The organism is Geodermatophilus tzadiensis, from assembly GCF_003002915.1.
In the GTDB taxonomy this organism is placed as follows: Bacteria; Actinomycetota; Actinomycetes; order Mycobacteriales; family Geodermatophilaceae; genus Geodermatophilus; species Geodermatophilus tzadiensis.
Genome location: NZ_PVTG01000001.1, coordinates 424,534 through 445,780, shown reverse-complemented (window position 1 = coordinate 445,780; position 21,247 = coordinate 424,534). Strand labels below are relative to the sequence as shown.

Sequence of the window (21,247 nt, the reverse complement as noted above, 5' to 3'; positions counted from 1 at the left end):
GTGACGAGCCGGCCGGCGTCCCTCCAGCCACCCGACAAGAAGTGCAGTAACGAGCCCCGGGAAAGGGGTCCACTCAGTGCTCGACGTCAACTTCTTCGACGAGCTCCGCATCGGTCTGGCCACCGGCGACGACATCCGCCAGTGGTCGCACGGTGAGGTGAAGAAGCCCGAGACCATCAACTACCGGACGCTGCGCCCGGAGAAGGACGGTCTCTTCTGCGAGAAGATCTTCGGTCCCACCCGGGACTGGGAGTGCTACTGCGGCAAGTACAAGCGCGTCCGCTTCAAGGGCATCATCTGTGAGCGCTGCGGCGTCGAGGTGACCCGCGCCAAGGTCCGGCGCGAGCGGATGGGCCACATCGAGCTGGCCGCACCCGTCACCCACATCTGGTTCTTCAAGGGCGTGCCCTCGCGCCTGGGCTACCTGCTCGACCTGGCGCCCAAGGACCTCGAGAAGATCATCTACTTCGCGGCCTACCTGATCACCTCGGTCGACGACGAGGCGCGCCACCGCGACCTCCCGACCGTCGAGGCCGAGATCAGCGCGGAGAAGCACAACCTCGAGAACCGGCGCGACGCCGACGTCGAGGCCCGTCAGCAGAAGCTCGAGGCCGACCTGGCCGAGCTCGAGGCGGAGGGCGCCAAGTCCGACGTCCGCCGCAAGGTGCGCGAGGGCGGCGAGCGCGAGATGCGCCAGCTGCGCGACCGCGCCCAGCGGGAGATCGACCGCCTCGAGGAGGTGCTCGACACCTTCCGCAAGCTCGAGGTCAAGCAGCTCATCGCCGACGAGGGCCTCTACCGCGAGCTGCGCGACCGCTTCGGTGAGTACTTCGAGGGCGGCATGGGTGCCGCGGCCCTGCAGAAGCTGCTGTCCGACTTCGACCTCGACGCCGAGGCCGCCTCGCTGCGCGACACCATCCGCAACGGCAAGGGCCAGCGCAAGCTGCGGGCCCTCAAGCGGCTCAAGGTCGTCGCGGCGTTCCAGCAGACGCGCAACTCGCCCATGGGCATGGTGCTCGACTGCGTGCCGGTCATCCCGCCGGACCTGCGCCCGATGGTGCAGCTCGACGGTGGCCGCTTCGCCACCAGCGACATGAACGACCTCTACCGCCGGGTCATCAACCGGAACAACCGGCTCAAGCGGCTGCTCGACCTCGGCGCGCCCGAGATCATCGTGAACAACGAGAAGCGGATGCTCCAGGAGTCCGTGGACGCGCTGTTCGACAACGGCCGCCGCGGCCGTCCGGTCACCGGCCCGGGCAACCGTCCCCTGAAGTCCCTGAGCGACCTGCTCAAGGGCAAGCAGGGCCGGTTCCGGCAGAACCTGCTCGGCAAGCGCGTCGACTACTCCGGCCGTTCGGTCATCGTCGTCGGCCCGCAGCTGAAGCTGCACCAGTGCGGCCTGCCCAAGCAGATGGCGCTGGAGCTGTTCAAGCCCTTCGTCATGAAGCGGCTGGTCGACCTCAACCACGCGCAGAACATCAAGTCCGCCAAGCGCATGGTGGAGCGGGCGCGTCCCGTCGTCTGGGACGTGCTCGAGGAGGTCATCACCGAGCACCCGGTGCTGCTGAACCGGGCGCCGACGCTGCACCGCCTGGGCATCCAGGCCTTCGAGCCGCAGCTGGTCGAGGGCAAGGCCATCCAGATCCACCCGCTGGTCTGCACCGCGTTCAACGCCGACTTCGACGGTGACCAGATGGCCGTGCACCTGCCGCTGTCGGCGGAGGCGCAGGCCGAGGCCCGCATCCTGATGCTGTCCTCGAACAACATCCTGTCGCCGGCCGACGGCCGCCCGATCACCGCGCCGACCCAGGACATGGTCCTGGGCCTGTACCACCTGACCACCCTCGTGGCGAGCCGCCACGAGGCCGACGGTGGCCGGCCGGCGGCCTTCGGGTCGACCGCCGAGGCGATCATGGCGTTCGACAAGGGCGCGCTGGGCCTGCAGGAGCGTGCGCTGATCCGCCTCGACGAGGTGTTCGGCGTCGACAACGGCAAGGTCAACGACGCGTGGGAGCAGCCCGCGGACTGGACCCCGGGTGCGCCGGCGCTGGTGTCGACCAGCCTCGGCCGGGTGCTGTTCAACGAGGCCCTGCCCGAGGACTACCGCTTCGTCAACTACCAGGTGCCGAAGAAGGAGCTCGGGGCGATCGTCAACGACCTCGCCGAGCGCTACCCCAAGGTGCAGGTCGCGGCGACGCTGGACGCCCTCAAGTCGGCCGGCTTCCGCTGGGCCACCCGCTCGGGTGTCACGATCGCCATCGACGACGTGGTCACCCCGCCGGCCAAGCAGGAGATCCTCGACCGGCACGAGGCCGAGGCCCGGCAGATCGAGCGCCAGTACGAGCGCGGTGTCATCACCGACGCCGAGCGTCGTGGCGAGCTGATCGAGATCTGGACCCGCGCGCGGGCCGAGGTCAGCCAGGCGATGGTGGACAACTTCCCGACCACCAACCCGGTCTGGGTCATGGTCAACTCGGGCGCCCGAGGCAACATGATGCAGATCAGCCAGATCGCCGGCATGCGCGGCCTGGTGGCCAACCCGAAGGGCGAGATCATCCCGCGGCCGATCAAGGCCAACTTCCGGGAGGGTCTGTCCGTGCTGGAGTACTTCATCTCCACGCACGGTGCGCGCAAGGGCCTGGCCGACACCGCCCTGCGGACCGCGGACTCCGGGTACCTCACCCGGCGGCTGGTCGACGTCTCCCAGGACGTCATCATCCGCGAGGAGGACTGCGGCACCGAGCGCGGCGTCGTCATGCCGATCGCGACCGTGGTCGACGGTCAGCTGACCCGGGACGCCCACGTCGAGACCGGCGTCTACGCCCGGTCCCTGGCCGCCGACGTGGTGGCCGAGGACGGCACGGTCGTGGCGCGGGCCGGCGAGGACCTCGGGGACGTGCTCATCAGCGCGCTGGTCGACGCCGGTGTCGCGGAGGTCAAGGTCCGCTGCGTGCTGACCTGCGAGTCGCTGCTGGGCACCTGCGCGACCTGCTACGGCCGCTCGCTGGCCACCGGCAAGCTCGTCGACGTCGGCGAGGCGGTCGGCATCATCGCCGCCCAGTCGATCGGCGAGCCCGGCACCCAGCTGACGATGCGCACCTTCCACACCGGTGGTGTCGCGGGTGAGGACATCACCCACGGTCTGCCGCGTGTGGTGGAGCTCTTCGAGGCCCGCGTCCCCAAGGGCAAGGCCCCGATCGCCGAGCTGGCCGGCTCCGTCCGGATCGAGGACGGCGAGCAGTTCCGCAAGCTGACCATCACCCCGGACGACGGCTCCGACGAGGTCGTCTACGACAAGCTGTCGCGCCGGTCGCGGCTGCGGGTCGAGGACGGCGCCCACGTCGAGGTCGGCGAGCAGCTCACCGAGGGTGCGGTGGACCCGCACGAGGTGCTGCGGATCATGGGCCCGCGCGAGGTGCAGCTGCACCTGGTCCGCGAGGTCCAGGAGGTCTACCGCAGCCAGGGCGTGTCGATCCACGACAAGCACATCGAGGTGATCATCCGCCAGATGCTCAAGCGGGTGACCATCATCGACTCGGGTGCCACGGAGTTCCTCCCGGGCGCGCTGGTCGAGCGGACGCTGTTCGAGACCGAGAACCGCCGCGTCGTCGCCGAGGGCGGCGAGCCGGCCTCGGCCCGTCCGGTGCTCATGGGCATCACCAAGGCCTCGCTCGCGACCGAGTCGTGGCTGTCGGCCGCCTCCTTCCAGGAGACGACCAAGGTGCTCACCGACGCCGCCATCCAGGGCAAGAGCGACTCGCTCCTCGGCCTCAAGGAGAACGTGATCATCGGCAAGCTGATCCCGGCGGGTACGGGCATCAGCCGCTACCGCAACATCACGGTCGAGCCGACCGAGGAGGCCCGCGCCGCCGTCTACACGATGGCCGGGTACGACGACGGGCAGTACTACAGCCCGGACGTCTTCGGGTCGGGCTCCGGTGAGGCCGTGCGCCTCGAGGAGTACGACTGGCGGGGCTGATCCCCGGTAGCACGTGAGAAGGGCCCCGCAGGTCGAGAGACCTGCGGGGCCCTTCCGCGTTGGCGGCCACGATCAGGTCGCGCTGCGGTGCGCGGTAGGACGACGACAGCGTCACGTGACGCAATCCGCGTCCTACCGGTCGGCCAGGCGCCGCATGGTCTCCACGGTCCGCAGCCGGCCCTCGCGGCTGTCGTCGAGGGGCTGCAGCGCGAGGGTCGTGACGCCGGCCTCGGCGTAGGCGGCCACCCGCTCGGCGACGTAGCCCTCGGGGCCGATGAGGGAGACCCTGCGCACGAACTCGTCGGGCAGGGCGGCGGCGGCCTCGTCCTTCCTCCCACCCAGGTAGAGCTCCTGGACGGTCTCGGCCGCCTCCTCGTAGCCGTAGCGCCGCGCGAGGTCGTTGTAGAAGTTTCTGCCCTTGGCGCCCATGCCGCCGACGTAGAGCGCCAGGTGCGGCCGCACCTGGTCGTGCAGGTGGTCGACGTCGTCCCCGATGGCCACCGGGACGCCGCAGATGACCTGCAGCTCGCCCAGCTCGTCGCCGCGCCTGGCCTTCCCGGCGCGCAGCGAGTCGCCCCACACCGCGTCGGCCTTCTCCGGCATGAACCAGATCGGCTCCCAGACCTCGGCGATCTCGGCGGCGAGCTCGACGTTCTTCGGCCCCAGCGCGGCCAGCATGACCGGGATCCGCTCCCGGACCGGCGTGTTGATCAGCTTCAGCGGCTTGCCCAGCCCGGTGCCCTGCTCGGCGGGGAGCGGCACGGTGTACTTCGGGCCCTCGTGCACCAGCCGCTCCCGCCGCCACACCTGGCGGCAGATCTCGACGACCTCCCGGGTGCGCTGCAGCGGGGCGTCGTAGGGGACGCCGTGCCAGCCCTCGATCACCTGCGGACCCGACGCACCCAGCCCGAGGGTGAACCGCCCGCCCGAGACGAAGTCCAGGCCCGCGGCGGTCATCGCCGTCAGCGCCGGGGTGCGGCTGTAGATCGGCAGGATGGCGCTCATGAGCTCGACGCGCTGGGTGACGGCGGCCAGGTAGCCGAGCTGGCTCACCGCGTCGAAGGTGTAGACCTCCGCGCACATGGCGAGGTCGAGACCCGCGGCCTCCAGGTCGACGATCTCCGCCGCGGTCTCCTGGAAGCCCCCCGCGTAACTGGCCTGGATGCCGATGCGCACCTGCACTCCTCTGGTCGGCGGCGCCCGCGTCGGCGCCAGCGCGACCGTAGCGGGTGCGCCGGAGGGGTCCGTGCGGCCGCGGTGGGGCGCTCAGGCGGTGCGGCTGCGCAGCGGGCGGATGGCGCCCACGACCTCGGTGACCACCCGCACGCCGTCCACGTCGCGGGGCACCCGGCCGGCGGCGTCGGCGTCGGCGACGTCGACCTTCACGACGTACCCCCGGTCGCGACGCGCCAGGCCGATCCCGACGACCCCCGACTGGGCCGACAGCCGGTCGGCGAGGGCGTTCTTGGCGGCGCGGGCGGCGGCACGGTCGGTCACGAGGGCTCCTCGCTGACGCCCGTCGGCCGGGTGCCCGGGGCGAGGGAGGTCCCGGGCGGCCGCGCGGGCTCGGTCACCTCCCCATGGTGCCCCGTCCCCGCCCGGAGCGACATCCCCCTGACCAGGGAGTGGACCTCAGGAGGCGACCCACTCCACTCCGAGCGCGGCCAGCACGGCCGACAGCGGGTGGGCGAAGGTGAGCCCCGCGCCGTGGGTGCCGCCCAGGCTGCTGCCGGCGAACAGCAGCGCCACCGGCGCCCGGTCGGCGCTGCGCCAGATCACCGACCCGCTGTCACCCCCCGCGGAGAAGGGGCCGGCCAGGCCCTCGATCTCGATCTGGTCGTCGAAGACGTGCACCCCGTCGTCGTACTGCACGGCCACGCCGTCCACCTCGACCGCGCTGACCCGGCCGCGGGTGTGGCCGGTGGTGCGGCCGACCTTCTCGACCTCCTCGTCGGGCTCCACCTCCAGGCCGTCGGGCACCGTGGCGGCCAGCGGCCCGCCGGGGAAGCCGCCCGGGTCGGCCGCCACGCCCTCGTCGAGGGTGGCCACGGCGGCGTCCACCCGGCCGGTCCCTCCCGTGAGGGGCGCGACGGCGGCCAGCGTGGCCACCCGGTCGGCGGGCGTGCCGCCGTCGGCGGGGCCGGGCTGCAGCACCGCGTCGCCCACCGTCGCCGCGTCGGCGGCGGCGAGCACGTGGTTGTTGGACAGGGCCGCCAGCCGCCCGTCGAGCCGGACGAAGCCGCCCAGCGTCCCCGCGGACACCGCGGGGTGGGCCACCGACAGCCCGGGGACCAGCGGCCGGGTCCGTGCCCGCAGCCGGCCGGGGGAGGGGGCGGACAGGGGCACTATCGGACCGGTCACCCGGACGTCGACCTCGCGGCGCACCGCGTCGTCGAGGCCGGTGAGCAGGATGCGCGCGTCGTCGGGGGCCGCCACGCGGATGGCCAGGTGGACGCGGCCGGGTGCCACGGGCGCCAGCCCGATGGCCGGCCGCGTCCACAGCCGGCCGCCCAGCCCGCTCGCGGTGACCGCCGGGAAGCCCTCGGCCAGCCGGGCGGACAGGCGCGCCTTCAGCTCGCGCGCCGAGTCGATGAGCACGGTGACCTCCGTCGCTGTGGGTGGCAATGCTGCGACCGACCGTAGGGGGAGGGGGTGACAGTCGCGCGTGCGCCGACGCGCCACCGGAGAACCCGCCGTCCGGGACCCTGGCGCCCGGGCCCCGTCGCGGTACAGTCCTCGCCACCCCTGGGGCGGTGCCCCGGCGCACCGTTCGGAGTGCGGTCCCGGAATGCCCGGGACGCCCCGGCGGTTGTGCCCGACAGGTCCACCCGGGGGGCAGGCTCCACCTGCCCGTCCGGCGCCCGGGACCCGGCTTTGACCGCCTCCCAGCACGCGGGTATCGTGGTCAGCCGTGCCCAGGGTGTCCTGGGCCTGCTCCCGTTCGCGGTGCGCCTGGGTGTCCGGAGGTCCGTCCTCCAGGCCGCGGGTCCGCCCCGGCCGGCCGTCCAGCACAGGACGGCGACCGGAGGTGGCGGCGCCGAGTCGCGGGGGGCGACCTGTCCGGTTCGACACACCGGCCGGTCCTGGGGACGGCGACACGCCCGACCGCGGGGGCCGGTGGTGGCTGGCGAGCGGACCAGGCGGCCCCGGCAGGACCGGCACCGGCGACACGACAGCAGCACCGTCCACAAGCACGACCCAGCGCAGGTAGGAGATCCAGGCCACCCATGCCCACGATCAACCAGCTGGTCCGCAAGGGCCGCGAGGACAAGGTCGAGAAGACCAAGACCCCGGCGCTGAAGGGCTCCCCTCAGCGTCGCGGCGTGTGCACCCGCGTGTACACGACGACGCCGAAGAAGCCGAACTCGGCGCTGCGGAAGGTCGCTCGCGTCCGCCTCACCAGTGGCATCGAGGTGACCGCCTACATCCCGGGCGTCGGCCACAACCTGCAGGAGCACTCGATGGTGCTCGTGCGCGGCGGCCGCGTGAAGGACCTCCCGGGTGTGCGTTACAAGATCATCCGCGGCTCGCTGGACACCCAGGGCGTCCGCAACCGCAAGCAGGCTCGCAGCCGGTACGGCGCGAAGAAGGAGAAGAGCTGACATGCCGCGCAAGGGCCCCGCGCCGCGCCGTCCGCTGGTCAACGACCCGGTCTACCAGTCCCCGCTGGTCACCCAGCTGGTGAACAAGGTCCTGGTCGACGGCAAGCGCTCCGTCGCCGAGTCGATCGTCTACGGCGCCCTCGAGGGCTGCCGCACCAAGACCGACACCGACCCGGTGGTCACGCTCAAGCGTGCGCTAGACAACGTCAAGCCGGCCCTCGAGGTCCGCAGCCGCCGCGTCGGTGGTGCGACCTACCAGGTCCCGGTCGAGGTCCGCGCCTCCCGCAGCACCACGCTCGGCCTGCGCTGGCTGATCCAGTACAGCCGCGCGCGCCGCGAGAAGACGATGACCGAGCGCCTCATGAACGAGCTGCTCGACGCCAGCAACGGCCTCGGTGCCGCGGTCAAGCGCCGCGAGGACACGCACAAGATGGCCGAGTCGAACAAGGCCTTCGCGCACTACCGCTGGTAGTGCCACCCCGGCTGGCTCCGCCAGCCCCCGCGGCCGGCGGGTGTTCCGGGCCACCACCCGGAACACCGCACGCGGACCCGATCCAAAGAGGAGAGACCCATGGCCGACACCCAGGCCCAGCTCGCCAAGACCCGCAACATCGGGATCATGGCGCACATCGACGCGGGCAAGACCACGACGACCGAGCGCATCCTCTTCTACACCGGTATCAACTACAAGATCGGTGAGGTCCACGACGGCGCGGCCACGATGGACTGGATGGAGCAGGAGCAGGAGCGCGGCATCACCATCACGTCCGCCGCGACGAAGTGCTCCTGGAACGGCTACGACATCAACATCATCGACACCCCGGGGCACGTCGACTTCACCGTCGAGGTGGAGCGGTCCCTGCGCGTGCTCGACGGTGCCGTGGCCGTCTACGACGGTGTCGCCGGCGTCGAGCCGCAGACCGAGCAGGTCTGGCGGCAGGCGGAGAAGTACGGCGTCCCGCGCATGTGCTTCGTCAACAAGCTCGACCGCACCGGCGCGGACTTCTTCCGCTGCGTCGACATGATGGTCGAGCGGCTCGGCGCCAACCCCGCGGTGCTGCAGCTGCCCATCGGTGCCGAGGCCGACTTCATCGGCGTCGTCGACCTGGTGCAGATGCGCGCCCTCACCTGGCGCGGCGAGACCGCCATGGGTGAGGACTACGCCGTCGAGGAGATCCCGGCCGAGCTCGCCGACCAGGCCGCCGAGTACCGCGAGAAGCTGCTCGAGACCATCGCCGAGACCGACGACGACCTCATGGAGGCCTACCTCGGCGGCGAGGAGATCTCCGTCGAGACGCTGAAGGCCGCGATCCGCAAGGCGACCATCGCCGCGCAGGTCAACCCGGTGCTCACCGGCACGGCGTTCAAGAACAAGGGCGTGCAGCCCCTGCTCGACGCGGTCACCGACTACCTGCCCAGCCCGCTGGACATCGAGGCGATCGTCGGCACCGCCATGGACGGCGAGACCGAGGTCCTGCGGCACGCCGACGAGAACGAGCCGTTCTCGGCGCTGGCCTTCAAGATCCAGACCGACCAGCACCTCGGCAAGCTGACCTACGTCCGGGTCTACTCGGGCCGGCTCTCCTCCGGGTCCCCGGTGCTCAACAGCACCAAGGACCGCAAGGAGCGGATCGGCAAGATCTACCAGATGCACGCGAACAAGCGCGAGGAGCGCGAGGGCGTGGGCGCCGGTCAGATCGTCGCCGTCGTCGGCCTCAAGCAGACGACGACCGGGGACACCCTCTGCGACCCGCAGAACCCGGTGATCCTCGAGTCGATGACCTTCCCCGCCCCGGTCATCTCGGTCGCCATCGAGCCCAAGACCAAGGGCGACCAGGAGAAGCTCGGCACGGCCATCCAGAAGCTGGCCGAGGAGGACCCGACCTTCCAGGTCCGGCTCGACGAGGAGACCGGCCAGACGGTCATCTCCGGCATGGGCGAGCTGCACCTGGAGATCCTCGTCGACCGCATGCGGCGCGAGTTCCGCGTCGAGGCCAACGTCGGCAAGCCGCAGGTGGCCTACCGCGAGACGATCCGCAAGGCCGTCGAGAAGGTCGACTACACCCACAAGAAGCAGACGGGTGGGTCCGGCCAGTTCGCCAAGGTGCAGGTGAGCATCGAGCCCCTCGAGGTCTCCGCCGACGGCCCGACCTACGAGTTCGTCAACGCCGTCACCGGTGGTCGCATCCCGAGGGAGTACATCCCCTCGGTCGACCAGGGCATGCAGGACGCCATGCAGTACGGCATCCTCGCCGGCTACCCGATGGTGGGCGTCAAGGCGACCCTCGTCGACGGCCAGTACCACGAGGTCGACTCCTCGGAGATGGCCTTCAAGATCGCCGGCTCGATGGTCTTCAAGGAGGCCGCGCGCAAGGCCAGCCCGGCCCTGCTCGAGCCGATGATGGCCGTCGAGGTCGTCACGCCCGAGGACTACATGGGCGACGTCATCGGCGACCTGAACTCCCGGCGCGGGATGATCCAGGCGATGGAGGAGCGCTCCGGCGCCCGCGTCGTCCGGGCCCTGGTCCCGCTCTCGGAGATGTTCGGCTACGTGGGCGACCTGCGCAGCCGCACCCAGGGGCGGGCGAGCTACACCATGGTGTTCGACACCTACGCCGAGGTCCCGCAGAACGTGGCCAAGGAGATCATCGCCAAGGCCACCGGCGAGTGACCGCCGGGCGGGGTACCGCCCCGCCCGGCCCCCAGCAACCCCACCCCAGCGTCACGCACGACTGCGACACCACGAGGAGAGGAACCCAGTGGCCAAGGCCAAGTTCGAGCGGACCAAGCCGCACGTCAACATCGGCACCATCGGGCACATCGACCACGGCAAGACCACGCTGACCGCGGCGATCACCAAGGTCCTGCACGACAAGTACCCGGACCTCAACGAGGCGTCGGCCTTCGACCAGATCGACAAGGCGCCCGAGGAGAAGGCCCGCGGCATCACGATCTCGATCGCCCACGTCGAGTACCAGACGGAGAACCGGCACTACGCGCACGTCGACTGCCCCGGGCACGCCGACTACATCAAGAACATGATCACGGGTGCCGCCCAGATGGACGGCGCGATCCTGGTGGTCGCCGCGACCGACGGCCCGATGCCGCAGACCAAGGAGCACGTCCTCCTGGCCCGCCAGGTCGGCGTCCCCTACATCGTCGTGGCGCTCAACAAGGCCGACATGGTCGACGACGAGGAGATCCTCGAGCTCGTCGAGCTGGAGGTCCGCGAGCTGCTGTCCGAGTACGAGTTCCCGGGCGACGACGTCCCCGTGGTCCGCGTCTCGGCGCTCAAGGCCCTCGAGGGCGACGCCGAGTGGGGCGACAAGCTCATGGAGCTCATGACCGCCGTCGACACGGCGATCCCCGAGCCCGAGCGTGAGATCGACAAGCCGTTCCTCATGCCCGTCGAGGACGTCTTCACCATCACCGGTCGCGGCACCGTCGTCACCGGTCGCGTGGAGCGCGGCATCGTCAAGGTGTCGGAGACCGTCGAGATCGTCGGCATCCGCCCCAACTCGACCTCGACCACCGTCACCGGCGTCGAGATGTTCCGCAAGCTGCTCGACCAGGGCCAGGCCGGCGACAACGTGGGCCTGCTGCTGCGCGGCATCAAGCGCGAGGACGTGGAGCGCGGCCAGGTCGTCGTGAAGCCCGGCTCGATCACCCCGCACACCAACTTCGAGGGTTCGGTCTACATCCTCTCGAAGGACGAGGGGGGCCGTCACACGCCGTTCTTCAACAACTACCGTCCCCAGTTCTACTTCCGGACGACGGACGTCACCGGCGTCGTGACCCTGCCGGCCGGCACCGAGATGGTCATGCCGGGCGACAACACCGAGATGACGGTCGAGCTGATCCAGCCGATCGCCATGGAGGAGGGCCTGCGGTTCGCCATCCGTGAGGGTGGCCGCACCGTCGGCGCGGGTCGCGTCACCAAGATCATCAAGTAACACCCCCGACGGGCGGCGGTGCACCCCTGCACCGCCGCCCGTCCCCGGGTGGCCGCACTGTGCGCGACGCCACCCGAACCGCTGGGGCCGACCGGATGACGGTCGCGACCACCCGGCGTTCCCCAGCTACGAACGAACACCGATCGGCAGGAGCAGAAGACAGCGATGGCGGGACAGAAGATCCGCATCCGGCTGAAGGCCTACGACCACGAGGCGATCGACGCCTCGGCGCGGCGCATCGTCGACACGGTCACCAAGACCGGTGCGCGCGTCGTCGGCCCGGTGCCGCTGCCGACGGAGAAGAACGTGTACTGCGTCATCCGCTCGCCGCACAAGTACAAGGACTCGCGCGAGCACTTCGAGATGCGCACGCACAAGCGGCTCATCGACATCCTCGACCCGACGCCGAAGACGGTCGACGCGCTCATGCGCATCGACCTGCCGGCCTCGGTCGACGTGAACATCCAGTAAGGGACCGAGACCAGTCATGGCGAGTACGTTCCGCGGGCTCCTCGGCGAGAAGCTGGGGATGACCCAGGTATTCGACGAGAACAACCGCATCGTGCCGGTGACCGTCGTCAAGGCGGGCCCGAACGTGGTGACGCAGGTGCGCACCCCCGAGGTGGACGGCTACTCCGCCCTCCAGCTCGGCTTCGGCGAGATCGACCCCCGCAAGGTCAACAAGCCCGAGGGTGGCCACTTCGCGAAGGCCGGCGTCACGCCGCGCCGCCACGTGGTCGAGCTCCGCACCGAGGACGCCGGCGACTACACGGTCGGCCAGGAGCTGACCGCCGAGGTGTTCGACGGCGTGGCCAAGGTCGACGTCATCGGCACCAGCAAGGGCAAGGGCACCGCCGGCGTCATGAAGCGCCACGGCTTCCGTGGCCTGGGCGCTGCGCACGGCACCCAGCGCAAGCACCGCTCGCCCGGCTCGATCGGTGGCGCGTCCACCCCCGGCCGCGTCTTCAAGGGCCTGAAGATGGCCGGCCGCATGGGCGCGGTCAAGACCACGACGCTCTCGCTGGTCGTCCACAAGGTCGACACCGAGCGCGGCCTGATCCTGATCAAGGGCGCCGTCCCCGGCCCGAAGGGTGGGCTCGTGCTCGTCCGCTCGGCGGTCAAGGGCGGTCCCGTGGGGAGTGACAGCAAGTGACCCAGTCCACCGTGACCGAGGGCGCGCGCGCCGACCGCCAGGTCGACGTCCGCACGCCGGCGGGGGAGACCTCCGGCAGCGTCACGCTGCCCGGTGACCTCTTCGACGCGACCGCCAACGTCGCGCTCCTGCACCAGGTGGTCGTGGCGCAGCTGGCCGCGGCCCGCCAGGGCACCCACGCCACCAAGACCCGCGGCGCCGTCAGCGGCGGTGGCGTCAAGCCCTACCGCCAGAAGGGCACCGGCCGCGCCCGCCAGGGCTCGATCCGCGCGCCGCAGTTCACCGGCGGTGGCACCGTCCACGGCCCCCAGCCGCGCGACTACTCGCAGCGCACCCCCAAGAAGATGAAGGCCGCCGCCCTGCGCGGTGCCCTCTCCGACCGGGCGCGCGAGGGCCGGGTGCACGTCGTGAGCACCTTCGTCGAGGGCGACGCCCCGAAGACCAAGGCGGCCCTGGCCACCCTGGACGCCGTCACCTCGGCCAAGCGGGTGCTCGTGGTCCTCGACCGCGACGACGTCCTCAACTGGGTGAGCCTGCGCAACGAGCCGCGCGTGCACCTGCTCGAGGCCGGCCAGCTCAACACCTACGACGTCCTGGTCGCCGACGAGGTGGTCTTCACCGAGACCGCGCTCGCCGAGTTCGTGGCCGGCCCGCGCGCCGGTGCCGGCCGGACCACCTCGCTGGTCAAGCCCGACCTGACGACGGCGGACATCCCCGGCGAGGTCCCCTCGATCGCGCCCGCCGCGGGTGAGGGCACCACCGACGCCGACACCACCACCGACACCACCGAGGAGAAGGCGTGAGCGTCCGCGACCCCCGGGACGTCCTGCTGTCGCCGGTCATCTCGGAGAAGAGCTACGGGCTGCTGGACGACAACCAGTACACGTTCGTGGTGCTGCCCGAGGCGAACAAGACCCAGATCAAGATCGCTGTCGAGCAGGTCTTCAACGTCAAGGTCCTGTCCGTGAACACGGTCAACCGCCAGGGCAAGCGCAAGCGCAGCCGTGGCACCCGGCTGGGCAAGCGCAAGGACACCAAGCGCGCCATCGTCTCGGTGGCCCCCGGCGACCGCATCGAGATCTTCGGTGGTCCCGGCGCCTGAGCGCCGCGACCGTTCGGACCAGAGACAGAGGAACTGAGTCAGCAATGGCTATCCGCAAGTACAAGCCGACGACGCCGGGCCGCCGCGGCTCCAGCGTCGCCGACTTCGCCGAGGTCACCCGCGACCATCCCGAGAAGTCGCTGGTCCGGCCGCTGCACGGTCGCGGCGGGCGCAACGTCCACGGGAAGGTCACCGCGCGGCACCAGGGCGGTGGGCACAAGCGCGCCTACCGGCTCATCGACTTCCGCCGGGCCGACAAGGACGGCGTGCCGGCCAAGGTCGCGCACATCGAGTACGACCCGAACCGCACCTCGCGCATCGCGCTGCTGCACTTCGCCGACGGCGAGAAGCGCTACATCATCGCGCCGGCCCGCCTGAAGCAGGGCGACACGGTGGAGTGCGGCCCCTCGGCCGACATCAAGCCGGGCAACAACCTGCCGCTGCGCAACATCCCGGTCGGCACCGTGGTGCACGCGATCGAGCTGCGCCCCGGCGGCGGGGCGAAGATCGCCCGCTCGGCCGGCACCAGCGTGCAGCTGGTCGCCCGCGAGGGCCGCTTCGCGCAGCTGCGCATGCCCTCGGGCGAGATCCGCAACGTCGACGTGCGCTGCCGCGCCACCGTCGGCGAGGTGGGCAACGCCGAGCAGTCGAACATCAACTGGGGCAAGGCCGGCCGCATGCGGTGGAAGGGCAAGCGCCCCACCGTCCGCGGTGTCGCCATGAACCCGGTCGACCACCCGCACGGTGGTGGTGAGGGCAAGACCTCCGGTGGTCGCCACCCGGTGAACCCGAAGGGCAAGCCCGAGGGCCGCACGCGCAAGCGCAAGGCCAGCGACGCCCTGATCGTGCGCCGTCGCCGCACCAACAAGAAGCGCTGAGCGGGTAGAGGAGTCCGACAGACATGCCACGCAGCCTCAAGAAGGGCCCGTTCGTCGACGACCACCTGCTCGCCAAGGTGGACGCGCAGAACGAGAAGGGCACCAAGACGGTCATCCGGACCTGGTCCCGCCGCTCGACGATCATCCCGGACATGCTCGGCCACACCATCGCCGTGCACGACGGGCGCAAGCACGTCCCGGTCTTCGTGACCGAGGCGATGGTCGGGCACAAGCTCGGCGAGTTCGCCCCCACCCGGACCTTCCGGGGCCACGTCAAGGACGACCGCCGGTCGCGGCGGGGCTGACCGGTCCCGGGAGAGAGAGACACGAGATGACTTCCCAGCTGGGAGAGGAGACGCAGGTCGCCCGGGCCACCGCCCGGTTCGTCCGCGTCGCCCCCATGAAGGCACGCCGGGTGGTGGACCTGATCCGCTACCTGCCCACCGACGAGGCCCTGGCCCTCCTGCGGTTCGCGCCGCAGGCGGCCAGCGAGCCGGTGGCCAAGGTCGTCGCCAGCGCGGTCGCCAACGCCGAGCACAACCTGCGGCTGGACCCGGCCGCGCTCGTCGTCAGCGCCGCCTACGTCGACGAGGGCCCCACGCTCAAGCGGATCCGTCCGCGGGCGCAGGGCCGGGCCTACCGCATCAACAAGCGGACGAGCCACATCACCGTCGAGGTGACCGAGGTCGGCGCCAGCGCCGAGCTCGCCGGCAAGTCGCGCACGGCGCGCCGCCGCACCGGCCAGTCCGGCCCGGCCGCGCAGCAGCAGGGCACGCAGCAGCGCTCCAACACGAGGGGAGGGACCCGCTAGTGGGTCAGAAGGTCAACCCGCACGGGTTCCGCCTGGGCATCACCACCGACTACAAGTCCCGGTGGTACGCCGACAAGCTCTACAAGGACTACGTCAAGGAAGACGTGGCCATCCGCAAGCTCATGACCAAGGGCATGGAGCGGGCCGGCATCTCCAAGGTGGAGATCGAGCGCACCCGCGACCGGGTCCGCGTCGACATCCACACCGCCCGGCCGGGCATCGTCATCGGCCGCCGCGGCGCCGAGGCCGACCGCATCCGCGGTGAGCTGGAGAAGCTGACCGGCAAGCAGGTGCAGCTCAACATCCTCGAGGTCAAGAACCCCGAGGCCGACGCCCAGCTGGTGGCCCAGGCCGTGGCCGAGCAGCTGTCGAGCCGGGTGAGCTTCCGCCGCGCGATGCGCAAGGCCATGCAGTCGGCGCAGCGCAGCCCGCAGGTCAAGGGCATCCGGGTGCAGTGCTCCGGGCGCCTCGGTGGCACCGAGATGAGCCGGTCGGAGTTCTACCGCGAGGGCCGGGTGCCGCTGCACACGCTCCGCGCGAACATCGACTACGGCCTGTACGAGGCCCGCACCACCTTCGGCCGCATCGGCGTGAAGGTGTGGATCTACAAGGGCGACGTCAGCGGCTCGCGTGCGGAGCGGGAGGCCCTCGAGGCCCTCGCCGCCCGGCAGCAGCGCCGTGAGCGCCCGCAGCGGCCCCGCCGCTCGGGCTCCAGCGGCACGACCGCCGGCGGCACCGAGGCCGGCCGCGCCGCAGCCGAGGGCACCACCGGCCCGGACACCGCCGACAGCACCGTGGCGGTGACCTCCGGCGAGGTCGCGCCCGAGCAGACCGTCGCCCAGGCCGCCGGTCCCGAGGGGACCGCGGCGGCCGAGAGCACGGCGACCGAGACCCAGACGGAGGGCTGACACGTGCTGATCCCCCGGCGCGTCAAGCACCGCAAGCAGCACCACCCGAGCCGCTCGGGTCGGGCCAAGGGCGGCACCGAGATCAACTTCGGTGAGTACGCCATCCAGGCCCTCGAGCCGGCCTACGTGACGAACCGGCAGATCGAGTCCGCCCGTATCGCCATGACGCGGCACATCCGCCGTGGCGGCAAGGTGTGGATCTCGATCTACCCCGACCGTCCGCTCACCAAGAAGCCCGCCGAGACCCGCATGGGTTCCGGCAAGGGCTCGCCCGAGTGGTGGGTGGCCAACGTCAAGCCCGGCCGGATCATGTTCGAGCTGTCGGGCGTGGCCGAGCCGGTGGCCCGCGAGGCCATGCGCCGCGCCATCCACAAGCTGCCGATGAAGTGCCGCTTCATCACGCGTGAAGGAGAGGTGTGATGGCCGCCGGCCTGACCGCTCCGGAGCTGCGCGAGCTCTCGGCCGACGAGCTCGCCACGCGGCTGCGTGAGCACAAGGAAGAGCTGTTCAACCTGCGGTTCCAGGTGGCCACCGGCCAGCTGGACAACAACCGGCGACTGCAGACGGTCCGCCGCGACATCGCCCGGATCTACACGATCATGCGCGAGCGCGAGCTGGGCCTCTCGGCCGCCCCGAACGAGGGTGTGGCATGACCGAGCCCGACAACGCCGCCGTCGCCAGCGGTCCCGGCCTGGCCGGCCGCGGCTACCGCAAGGTCCGCGAGGGCCTCGTGGTCAGCGACAAGATGGACAAGACCATCGTCGTCGAGGTCGAGGACCGCGTGAAGCACGGTCTCTACGGCAAGGTCCTCCGGCGCACGAGCAAGCTGAAGGCCCACGACGAGCAGGGGGTCGCCGGCATCGGTGACCGCGTGCAGATCATGGAGACCCGGCCGCTGTCGGCCACCAAGCGGTGGCGGCTGGTCGAGGTCCTCGAGAAGGCCAAGTAACGACCGTCCGGGTCGTCCGGCACCTGTGACGCACGCCCTCGGGGCCGCGACACGGGACCGGGTACCCTGGACGACTGGCGCCCCTGCGGGTGCGCGCCGCATCCCGGTACCCGTGTCGGACGCACCGGCGGCCCCGCCGCCGGTGCGTCCGCACGTGGGTGCCGGACAGCCGGTTCACCGTTCCGGCCCGGCTGTCACCACTGAGATTGGGAGTAGGACGTGATCCAGCAGGAGTCGCGGCTCCGGGTCGCCGACAACACCGGTGCGAAGGAGATCCTCTGCATCCGGGTGCTCGGCGGCTCCGGGCGGCGCTACGCGGGCATCGGTGACGTCATCGTGGCGACCGTCAAGGACGCGCTGCCCGGCGCCGGCGTCAAGCGCGGCGACGTCGTGAAGGCCGTCGTCGTCCGCACGGCCAAGGAGCGTCGTCGTCCCGACGGCTCCTACATCCGCTTCGACGAGAACGCCGCGGTCATCATCCGCGACAGCGGCGACCCGCGCGGGACCCGCATCTTCGGCCCCGTCGGCCGGGAGCTGCGCGACAAGCGCTTCATGCGGATCATCTCGCTCGCCCCGGAGGTGCTCTGACCATGGCCGAGACGAACAAGACGCCGTCGATGAAGGTCAAGAAGGGCGACACCGTCGTGGTGCTGTCCGGCCGCGACAAGGGCGCCAAGGGCCGCGTCATCGCCGCCTACCCCAAGCTGCAGAAGGTCCTCGTCGAGGGCGTCGGCCGCGTCAAGAAGCACACCCGCATCAGCTCGAACCAGCGGGGCGCGCAGCAGGGCGGCATCGTGACCCAGGAGGCTGCGATCCACGTCAGCAAGGTGATGGTGGTCGACTCCGAGGGCAAGCCGACCCGGGTCGGCTACCGCAAGGACGAGGAAGGCCGCAGCATCCGGGTGTCGCGGCGGACCGGTAAGGACCTGTGACGATGACTGCTCCCACCCGCGAGCTCCCCCGCCTGCTGGCCCACTACCGGGACTCAATCCTGCCGGCCCTCCAGGAGGAGTTCGGCTACGAGAACGTCATGCAGATCCCGCGGCTGACCAAGATCGTGGTCAACATGGGCGTCGGCGAGGCCACCCGTGACGCGAAGCTGATGGACGGCGCGGTCCGCGACCTCACCGCCATCACCGGCCAGCGGCCGGCCGTCGTCCGGGCCCGCAAGTCCATCGCCCAGTTCAAGCTGCGCGAGGGCATGCCCATCGGCGCCAAGGTCACCCTCCGCGGCGACCGCATGTGGGAGTTCCTCGACCGGCTCCTGGCGCTGGCCCTGCCCCGCATCCGCGACTTCCGCGGCCTGAACGCCAAGCAGTTCGACGGCCACGGCAACTACACCTTCGGGCTGACCGAGCAGTCGATGTTCCGCGAGATCGACGTCGACAAGATCGACCGTCCCCGCGGCATGGACATCACGCTGGTCACCACCGCCACGACCGACGAGGAGGGTCGCGAGCTGCTCCGCCTGCTCGGCTTCCCCTTCGCCGGCCAGACCGTCGTGAACACGACCCGCTGAGCCGGGGCAGGAGAGACAGATGGCCAAGAAGGCGCTGATCAACAAGGCGGCCCGCAAGCCCAAGTTCGCGGTCCGCGGCTACACCCGCTGCCAGCGGTGCGGTCGCCCGCACTCGGTCTTCCGCAAGTTCGGCCTGTGCCGGATCTGCCTGCGGGAGATGGCACACGCCGGCGAGCTGCCCGGCGTCAGCAAGTCCAGCTGGTGAAGGACCCCCTCGCCCCCCACCGCTCGCAGGCTCGCGGCGGGGCCCTGCGAGGGGGCCGTTCCAGTACGTCACCACGCCGAGAGGCCCACGCGAAGGACGCGTGCGGAACCGCGGTGAGAGAGGCACGACACCCATGACGATGACCGACCCGATCGCGGACATGCTCACGCGGCTGCGCAACGCGAACACGGCCTACCACGACTCGGCGGCGATGCCGTCGTCGAAGCTCAAGACGCACATCGCCGAGATCCTCCAGCAGGAGGGCTACATCGCCGGCTGGCGCGTCGACGAGGTCGAGAAGGACGGCACCACCCGCAAGGAGCTGGTGATCGACCTGAAGTACGGCCCGAACCGCGAGCGCAGCATCGCCGGGGTGCGCCGGGTGTCCAAGCCGGGCCTGCGGGTCTACGCGAAGTCGACCGCACTGCCCAAGGTGCTCGGCGGCCTCGGGGTGGCGATCATCTCCACCTCGACCGGGCTGCTGACCGACCGGCAGGCGAACAAGAAGGGCGTGGGCGGGGAAGTCCTCGCCTACGTCTGGTAAGAGGAGCGAGCGAGATGTCACGGATCGGACGACTGCCGATCACCGTGCCCGGGGGCGTGGACGTCGCCGTCGACGGGCAGACGGTCAGCGTGAAGGGGCCCAAGGGCACCCTGTCGCACACCGTCGCCGCGCCGATCACGGTCGCGAAGGCCGAGGACGGCGTCCTCACGGTGCAGCGCCCCGACGACGAGCGCGAGAGCCGTGCCCTGCACGGCCTGTCCCGCACGCTGATCGCCAACATGATCACCGGCGTCACCGAGGGCTACACCAAGACCCTCGAGATCGTCGGTGTCGGTTACCGCGTCCAGGCCCGGGGGAGCGACCTCGAGTTCGCCCTCGGCTACAGCCACCCGGTGCCGGTCAGGGCCCCGGAGGGCATCACCTTCACCGTCGAGTCGCCCACGCGCCTGCGCGTCACCGGCATCGACAAGCAGCAGGTCGGCCAGGTGGCCGCCAACATCCGCGGCCTGCGGAAGCCCGACCCGTACAAGGGCAAGGGCGTCCGCTACCAGGGCGAGATCGTGAAGCGCAAGGTCGGGAAGACGGGTAAGTGATGGCTCAGACCGAGAAGACCGCTCGGGTGCACACGCCCGTCGGCACCGACATCAGCACCGCGCGCCGCGTCTCGCGGCTGCGCCGCCACAACCGGCTCCGCAAGCGGGTCGCCGGTACGCAGGAGCGTCCGCGCCTGGTGGTCAACCGCAGCTCGCGGCACATCCACGTCCAGGTCGTCGACGACACCGTCGGCCGTACCCTGGTCAGTGCCTCGACGCTGGACGCCAGCCTGCGCAGCGCCGAGGGCGACAAGTCCGCCCTCGCCCGCCGGGTGGGGGCCCTGGTCGCCGAGCGCGCCCAGGCCGCCGGCATCACCAAGGTCGTCTTCGACCGTGGCGGCAACCGCTACCAGGGCCGCATCGCCGCGCTCGCCGACGGTGCGCGAGAGGGCGGGCTGGACTTCTGATGAGCAGCCTGACCCACCACGCGGCCGGCCACCCGGCCGACCAGAAGATCGAGAGGGACGTCTGATGCCAGGACCACAGCGACGCGGCGGCGGCGCCGGCGGCGGCAACGACCGCCGCGACCGTCGTGACGGCGGGCGGGGGCCCGGCGGCGCGCCTGCCGAGAAGAGCAACTTCATCGAGCGCGTGGTGGCCATCAACCGCGTGTCGAAGGTCGTCAAGGGCGGTCGGCGCTTCAGCTTCACCGCGCTGGTGATCGTCGGCGACGGTGACGGCACCGTGGGCGTCGGCTACGGCAAGGCCAAGGAGGTACCCGCGGCGATCGCCAAGGGCGTCGAGGAGGCCAAGAAGCACTTCTACAAGGTGCCGCGCATCGCCAGCACCATCCCGCACCCCGTGCAGGGTGAGGCGGCGGCCGGCGTCGTGCTGCTCAAGCCGGCCAGCCCCGGTACCGGTGTCATCGCCGGTGGCCCGGTGCGTGCCGTCCTCGAGTGCGCCGGCATCCACGACGTGCTGTCGAAGAGCCTCGGCTCGTCGAACCCGATCAACATCGTGCACGCCACCATGCAGGCGCTGAAGGACCTCGTCCGCCCCGAGGAGATCGCCGCCCGCCGCGGGCTGCCCCTCGAGGACGTCGCCCCGGCCGCCATGCTGCGGGCGCGTGCGGGTCAGGGGGTCTGAC

General features: G+C 71.0%; 27 protein-coding genes. 24 read left to right on the top strand and 3 right to left on the bottom strand.

From position 1 onward, the window contains the following. The first annotated feature begins 76 nt into the window (after window positions 1-76). Entirely contained in the window at window positions 77-3,982 is a 3,906-nt protein-coding gene (locus tag LY71_RS02140) for a DNA-directed RNA polymerase subunit beta' (RefSeq protein WP_106275293.1), read from the top strand. 132 nt (window positions 3,983-4,114) lie between these two features. Here the strand turns inward: LY71_RS02140 and LY71_RS02135 are convergent, their stop codons facing one another. From LY71_RS02135 to LY71_RS02125, 3 genes are all read right to left on the bottom strand, one after another. Continuing rightward, on the bottom strand, window positions 4,115-5,158 hold the full coding sequence (locus LY71_RS02135) for an LLM class F420-dependent oxidoreductase (RefSeq protein ID WP_106275292.1): 1,044 nt from the start codon (window positions 5,156-5,158) through the stop codon (window positions 4,115-4,117). Between the two features lie 90 nt (window positions 5,159-5,248). After that, on the bottom strand, window positions 5,249-5,479 hold the full coding sequence (locus LY71_RS02130; RefSeq protein ID WP_106275291.1) for a hypothetical protein: 231 nt from the start codon (window positions 5,477-5,479) through the stop codon (window positions 5,249-5,251). 135 nt (window positions 5,480-5,614) lie between these two features. Next, window positions 5,615-6,580 (bottom strand): chymotrypsin family serine protease, encoded by a 966-nt coding sequence (locus LY71_RS02125; RefSeq protein WP_106275290.1) that lies wholly within the window; start codon window positions 6,578-6,580, stop codon window positions 5,615-5,617. 629 nt (window positions 6,581-7,209) lie between these two features. Between LY71_RS02125 and rpsL the strand changes: the two genes are divergently transcribed. The 23 genes from rpsL to rpsE all read left to right on the top strand — a co-directional run bounded on the left by rpsL (window position 7,210) and on the right by rpsE (window position 21,246). Continuing rightward, window positions 7,210-7,584 carry a 30S ribosomal protein S12 gene (gene rpsL, locus LY71_RS02120; protein WP_012950487.1) on the top strand — a complete coding sequence of 125 codons (375 nt, stop codon included), beginning with the start codon at window positions 7,210-7,212 and terminating at the stop codon, window positions 7,582-7,584. Between the two features lies 1 nt (window position 7,585). Then, window positions 7,586-8,056 (top strand): 30S ribosomal protein S7, encoded by a 471-nt coding sequence (gene rpsG / locus LY71_RS02115; protein WP_091108672.1) that lies wholly within the window; start codon window positions 7,586-7,588, stop codon window positions 8,054-8,056. 99 nt (window positions 8,057-8,155) lie between these two features. Next, complete coding sequence (gene fusA / locus LY71_RS02110; RefSeq protein ID WP_106275289.1) at window positions 8,156-10,255, top strand: elongation factor G; 2,100 nt, start codon at window positions 8,156-8,158, stop codon at window positions 10,253-10,255. Between the two features lie 88 nt (window positions 10,256-10,343). Further along, complete coding sequence (gene tuf, locus LY71_RS02105) at window positions 10,344-11,537, top strand: elongation factor Tu (protein ID WP_091108670.1); 1,194 nt, start codon at window positions 10,344-10,346, stop codon at window positions 11,535-11,537. Window positions 11,538-11,702: 165 nt separating this feature from the next. Next, window positions 11,703-12,008, top strand: coding sequence for a 30S ribosomal protein S10 (gene rpsJ / locus LY71_RS02100; RefSeq protein WP_014742859.1), 306 nt, complete (start codon window positions 11,703-11,705; stop codon window positions 12,006-12,008). A 16-nt stretch (window positions 12,009-12,024) separates the two neighbouring features. Further along, window positions 12,025-12,690, top strand: coding sequence for a 50S ribosomal protein L3 (gene rplC, locus LY71_RS02095; RefSeq protein WP_106275288.1), 666 nt, complete (start codon window positions 12,025-12,027; stop codon window positions 12,688-12,690). Beyond that, window positions 12,687-13,493 carry a 50S ribosomal protein L4 gene (gene rplD / locus LY71_RS02090; RefSeq protein WP_211297090.1) on the top strand — a complete coding sequence of 269 codons (807 nt, stop codon included), beginning with the start codon at window positions 12,687-12,689 and terminating at the stop codon, window positions 13,491-13,493. Before rplC ends, rplD begins: the two co-directional genes overlap by 4 nt. Continuing rightward, the gene (rplW, locus tag LY71_RS02085; RefSeq protein ID WP_091108667.1) at window positions 13,490-13,792 is read left to right on the top strand and encodes a 50S ribosomal protein L23; all 303 of its coding nucleotides are present in this window, start codon (window positions 13,490-13,492) and stop codon (window positions 13,790-13,792) included. The genes rplD and rplW overlap by 4 nt, the downstream gene beginning before the upstream one ends. Before the next feature lie 44 nt (window positions 13,793-13,836). Continuing rightward, window positions 13,837-14,670, top strand: a complete 834-nt coding sequence (gene rplB / locus LY71_RS02080; RefSeq protein ID WP_089402108.1) for a 50S ribosomal protein L2 — start codon at window positions 13,837-13,839, stop codon at window positions 14,668-14,670. A gap of 23 nt (window positions 14,671-14,693) precedes the next feature. After that, window positions 14,694-14,975 (top strand): 30S ribosomal protein S19, encoded by a 282-nt coding sequence (gene rpsS / locus LY71_RS02075; RefSeq protein WP_091108665.1) that lies wholly within the window; start codon window positions 14,694-14,696, stop codon window positions 14,973-14,975. Between the two features lie 26 nt (window positions 14,976-15,001). After that, the gene (gene rplV, locus LY71_RS02070) at window positions 15,002-15,481 is read left to right on the top strand and encodes a 50S ribosomal protein L22 (RefSeq protein WP_106275287.1); all 480 of its coding nucleotides are present in this window, start codon (window positions 15,002-15,004) and stop codon (window positions 15,479-15,481) included. Beyond that, complete coding sequence (rpsC, locus tag LY71_RS02065; protein ID WP_106275286.1) at window positions 15,481-16,389, top strand: 30S ribosomal protein S3; 909 nt, start codon at window positions 15,481-15,483, stop codon at window positions 16,387-16,389. The genes rplV and rpsC overlap by 1 nt, the downstream gene beginning before the upstream one ends. Window positions 16,390-16,392: 3 nt before the next feature. Further along, complete coding sequence (rplP, locus tag LY71_RS02060) at window positions 16,393-16,809, top strand: 50S ribosomal protein L16 (protein ID WP_012950475.1); 417 nt, start codon at window positions 16,393-16,395, stop codon at window positions 16,807-16,809. Beyond that, window positions 16,809-17,042 (top strand): 50S ribosomal protein L29, encoded by a 234-nt coding sequence (gene rpmC, locus LY71_RS02055; protein WP_073421354.1) that lies wholly within the window; start codon window positions 16,809-16,811, stop codon window positions 17,040-17,042. The genes rplP and rpmC overlap by 1 nt, the downstream gene beginning before the upstream one ends. Continuing rightward, entirely contained in the window at window positions 17,039-17,338 is a 300-nt protein-coding gene (gene rpsQ / locus LY71_RS02050; RefSeq protein ID WP_106275285.1) for a 30S ribosomal protein S17, read from the top strand. The genes rpmC and rpsQ overlap by 4 nt, the downstream gene beginning before the upstream one ends. 219 nt (window positions 17,339-17,557) lie before the next feature. Further along, window positions 17,558-17,926, top strand: a complete 369-nt coding sequence (rplN, locus tag LY71_RS02045) for a 50S ribosomal protein L14 (protein ID WP_072919076.1) — start codon at window positions 17,558-17,560, stop codon at window positions 17,924-17,926. A 2-nt stretch (window positions 17,927-17,928) separates the two neighbouring features. Further along, window positions 17,929-18,270, top strand: a complete 342-nt coding sequence (gene rplX / locus LY71_RS02040) for a 50S ribosomal protein L24 (protein ID WP_281261577.1) — start codon at window positions 17,929-17,931, stop codon at window positions 18,268-18,270. A 2-nt stretch (window positions 18,271-18,272) separates the two neighbouring features. Further along, window positions 18,273-18,857: a 50S ribosomal protein L5 gene (rplE, locus tag LY71_RS02035; RefSeq protein WP_106275284.1), complete on the top strand. Its 585-nt coding sequence runs from the start codon at window positions 18,273-18,275 to the stop codon at window positions 18,855-18,857. 19 nt (window positions 18,858-18,876) lie between these two features. Then, entirely contained in the window at window positions 18,877-19,062 is a 186-nt protein-coding gene (locus tag LY71_RS02030) for a type Z 30S ribosomal protein S14 (RefSeq protein WP_012950469.1), read from the top strand. 139 nt (window positions 19,063-19,201) lie between these two features. After that, the gene (gene rpsH / locus LY71_RS02025) at window positions 19,202-19,606 is read left to right on the top strand and encodes a 30S ribosomal protein S8 (protein WP_425433019.1); all 405 of its coding nucleotides are present in this window, start codon (window positions 19,202-19,204) and stop codon (window positions 19,604-19,606) included. A gap of 14 nt (window positions 19,607-19,620) precedes the next feature. Beyond that, window positions 19,621-20,160, top strand: coding sequence for a 50S ribosomal protein L6 (rplF, locus tag LY71_RS02020; RefSeq protein ID WP_106275282.1), 540 nt, complete (start codon window positions 19,621-19,623; stop codon window positions 20,158-20,160). Continuing rightward, the gene (rplR, locus tag LY71_RS02015; RefSeq protein WP_106275480.1) at window positions 20,160-20,567 is read left to right on the top strand and encodes a 50S ribosomal protein L18; all 408 of its coding nucleotides are present in this window, start codon (window positions 20,160-20,162) and stop codon (window positions 20,565-20,567) included. The genes rplF and rplR overlap by 1 nt, the downstream gene beginning before the upstream one ends. A gap of 64 nt (window positions 20,568-20,631) precedes the next feature. Continuing rightward, window positions 20,632-21,246, top strand: a complete 615-nt coding sequence (gene rpsE / locus LY71_RS02010; RefSeq protein WP_072919083.1) for a 30S ribosomal protein S5 — start codon at window positions 20,632-20,634, stop codon at window positions 21,244-21,246. Window position 21,247 lies beyond the last annotated feature (1 nt).

Excerpts from the sequence above, each read along its gene's own strand:
- rpsL (WP_012950487.1), top strand. The coding sequence starts at position 7,210 with ATGCCCACGATCAACCAGCTGGTCCGCAAGGGCCGCGAGGACAAGGTC.
- rpsG (WP_091108672.1), top strand. The coding sequence starts at position 7,586 with ATGCCGCGCAAGGGCCCCGCGCCGCGCCGTCCGCTGGTCAACGACCCG.
- fusA (WP_106275289.1), top strand. The coding sequence starts at position 8,156 with ATGGCCGACACCCAGGCCCAGCTCGCCAAGACCCGCAACATCGGGATC.
- rpsJ (WP_014742859.1), top strand. The coding sequence starts at position 11,703 with ATGGCGGGACAGAAGATCCGCATCCGGCTGAAGGCCTACGACCACGAG.
- rplC (WP_106275288.1), top strand. The coding sequence starts at position 12,025 with ATGGCGAGTACGTTCCGCGGGCTCCTCGGCGAGAAGCTGGGGATGACC.
- rplB (WP_089402108.1), top strand. The coding sequence starts at position 13,837 with ATGGCTATCCGCAAGTACAAGCCGACGACGCCGGGCCGCCGCGGCTCC.
- rpsS (WP_091108665.1), top strand. The coding sequence starts at position 14,694 with ATGCCACGCAGCCTCAAGAAGGGCCCGTTCGTCGACGACCACCTGCTC.
- rplV (WP_106275287.1), top strand. The coding sequence starts at position 15,002 with ATGACTTCCCAGCTGGGAGAGGAGACGCAGGTCGCCCGGGCCACCGCC.
- rpmC (WP_073421354.1), top strand. The coding sequence starts at position 16,809 with ATGGCCGCCGGCCTGACCGCTCCGGAGCTGCGCGAGCTCTCGGCCGAC.
- rpsQ (WP_106275285.1), top strand. The coding sequence starts at position 17,039 with ATGACCGAGCCCGACAACGCCGCCGTCGCCAGCGGTCCCGGCCTGGCC.
- rplX (WP_281261577.1), top strand. The coding sequence starts at position 17,929 with ATGGCCGAGACGAACAAGACGCCGTCGATGAAGGTCAAGAAGGGCGAC.
- rplE (WP_106275284.1), top strand. The coding sequence starts at position 18,273 with ATGACTGCTCCCACCCGCGAGCTCCCCCGCCTGCTGGCCCACTACCGG.
- LY71_RS02030 (WP_012950469.1), top strand. The coding sequence starts at position 18,877 with ATGGCCAAGAAGGCGCTGATCAACAAGGCGGCCCGCAAGCCCAAGTTC.
- rpsH (WP_425433019.1), top strand. The coding sequence starts at position 19,202 with ATGACCGACCCGATCGCGGACATGCTCACGCGGCTGCGCAACGCGAAC.
- rplF (WP_106275282.1), top strand. The coding sequence starts at position 19,621 with ATGTCACGGATCGGACGACTGCCGATCACCGTGCCCGGGGGCGTGGAC.
- rplR (WP_106275480.1), top strand. The coding sequence starts at position 20,160 with ATGGCTCAGACCGAGAAGACCGCTCGGGTGCACACGCCCGTCGGCACC.
- rpsE (WP_072919083.1), top strand. The coding sequence starts at position 20,632 with ATGCCAGGACCACAGCGACGCGGCGGCGGCGCCGGCGGCGGCAACGAC.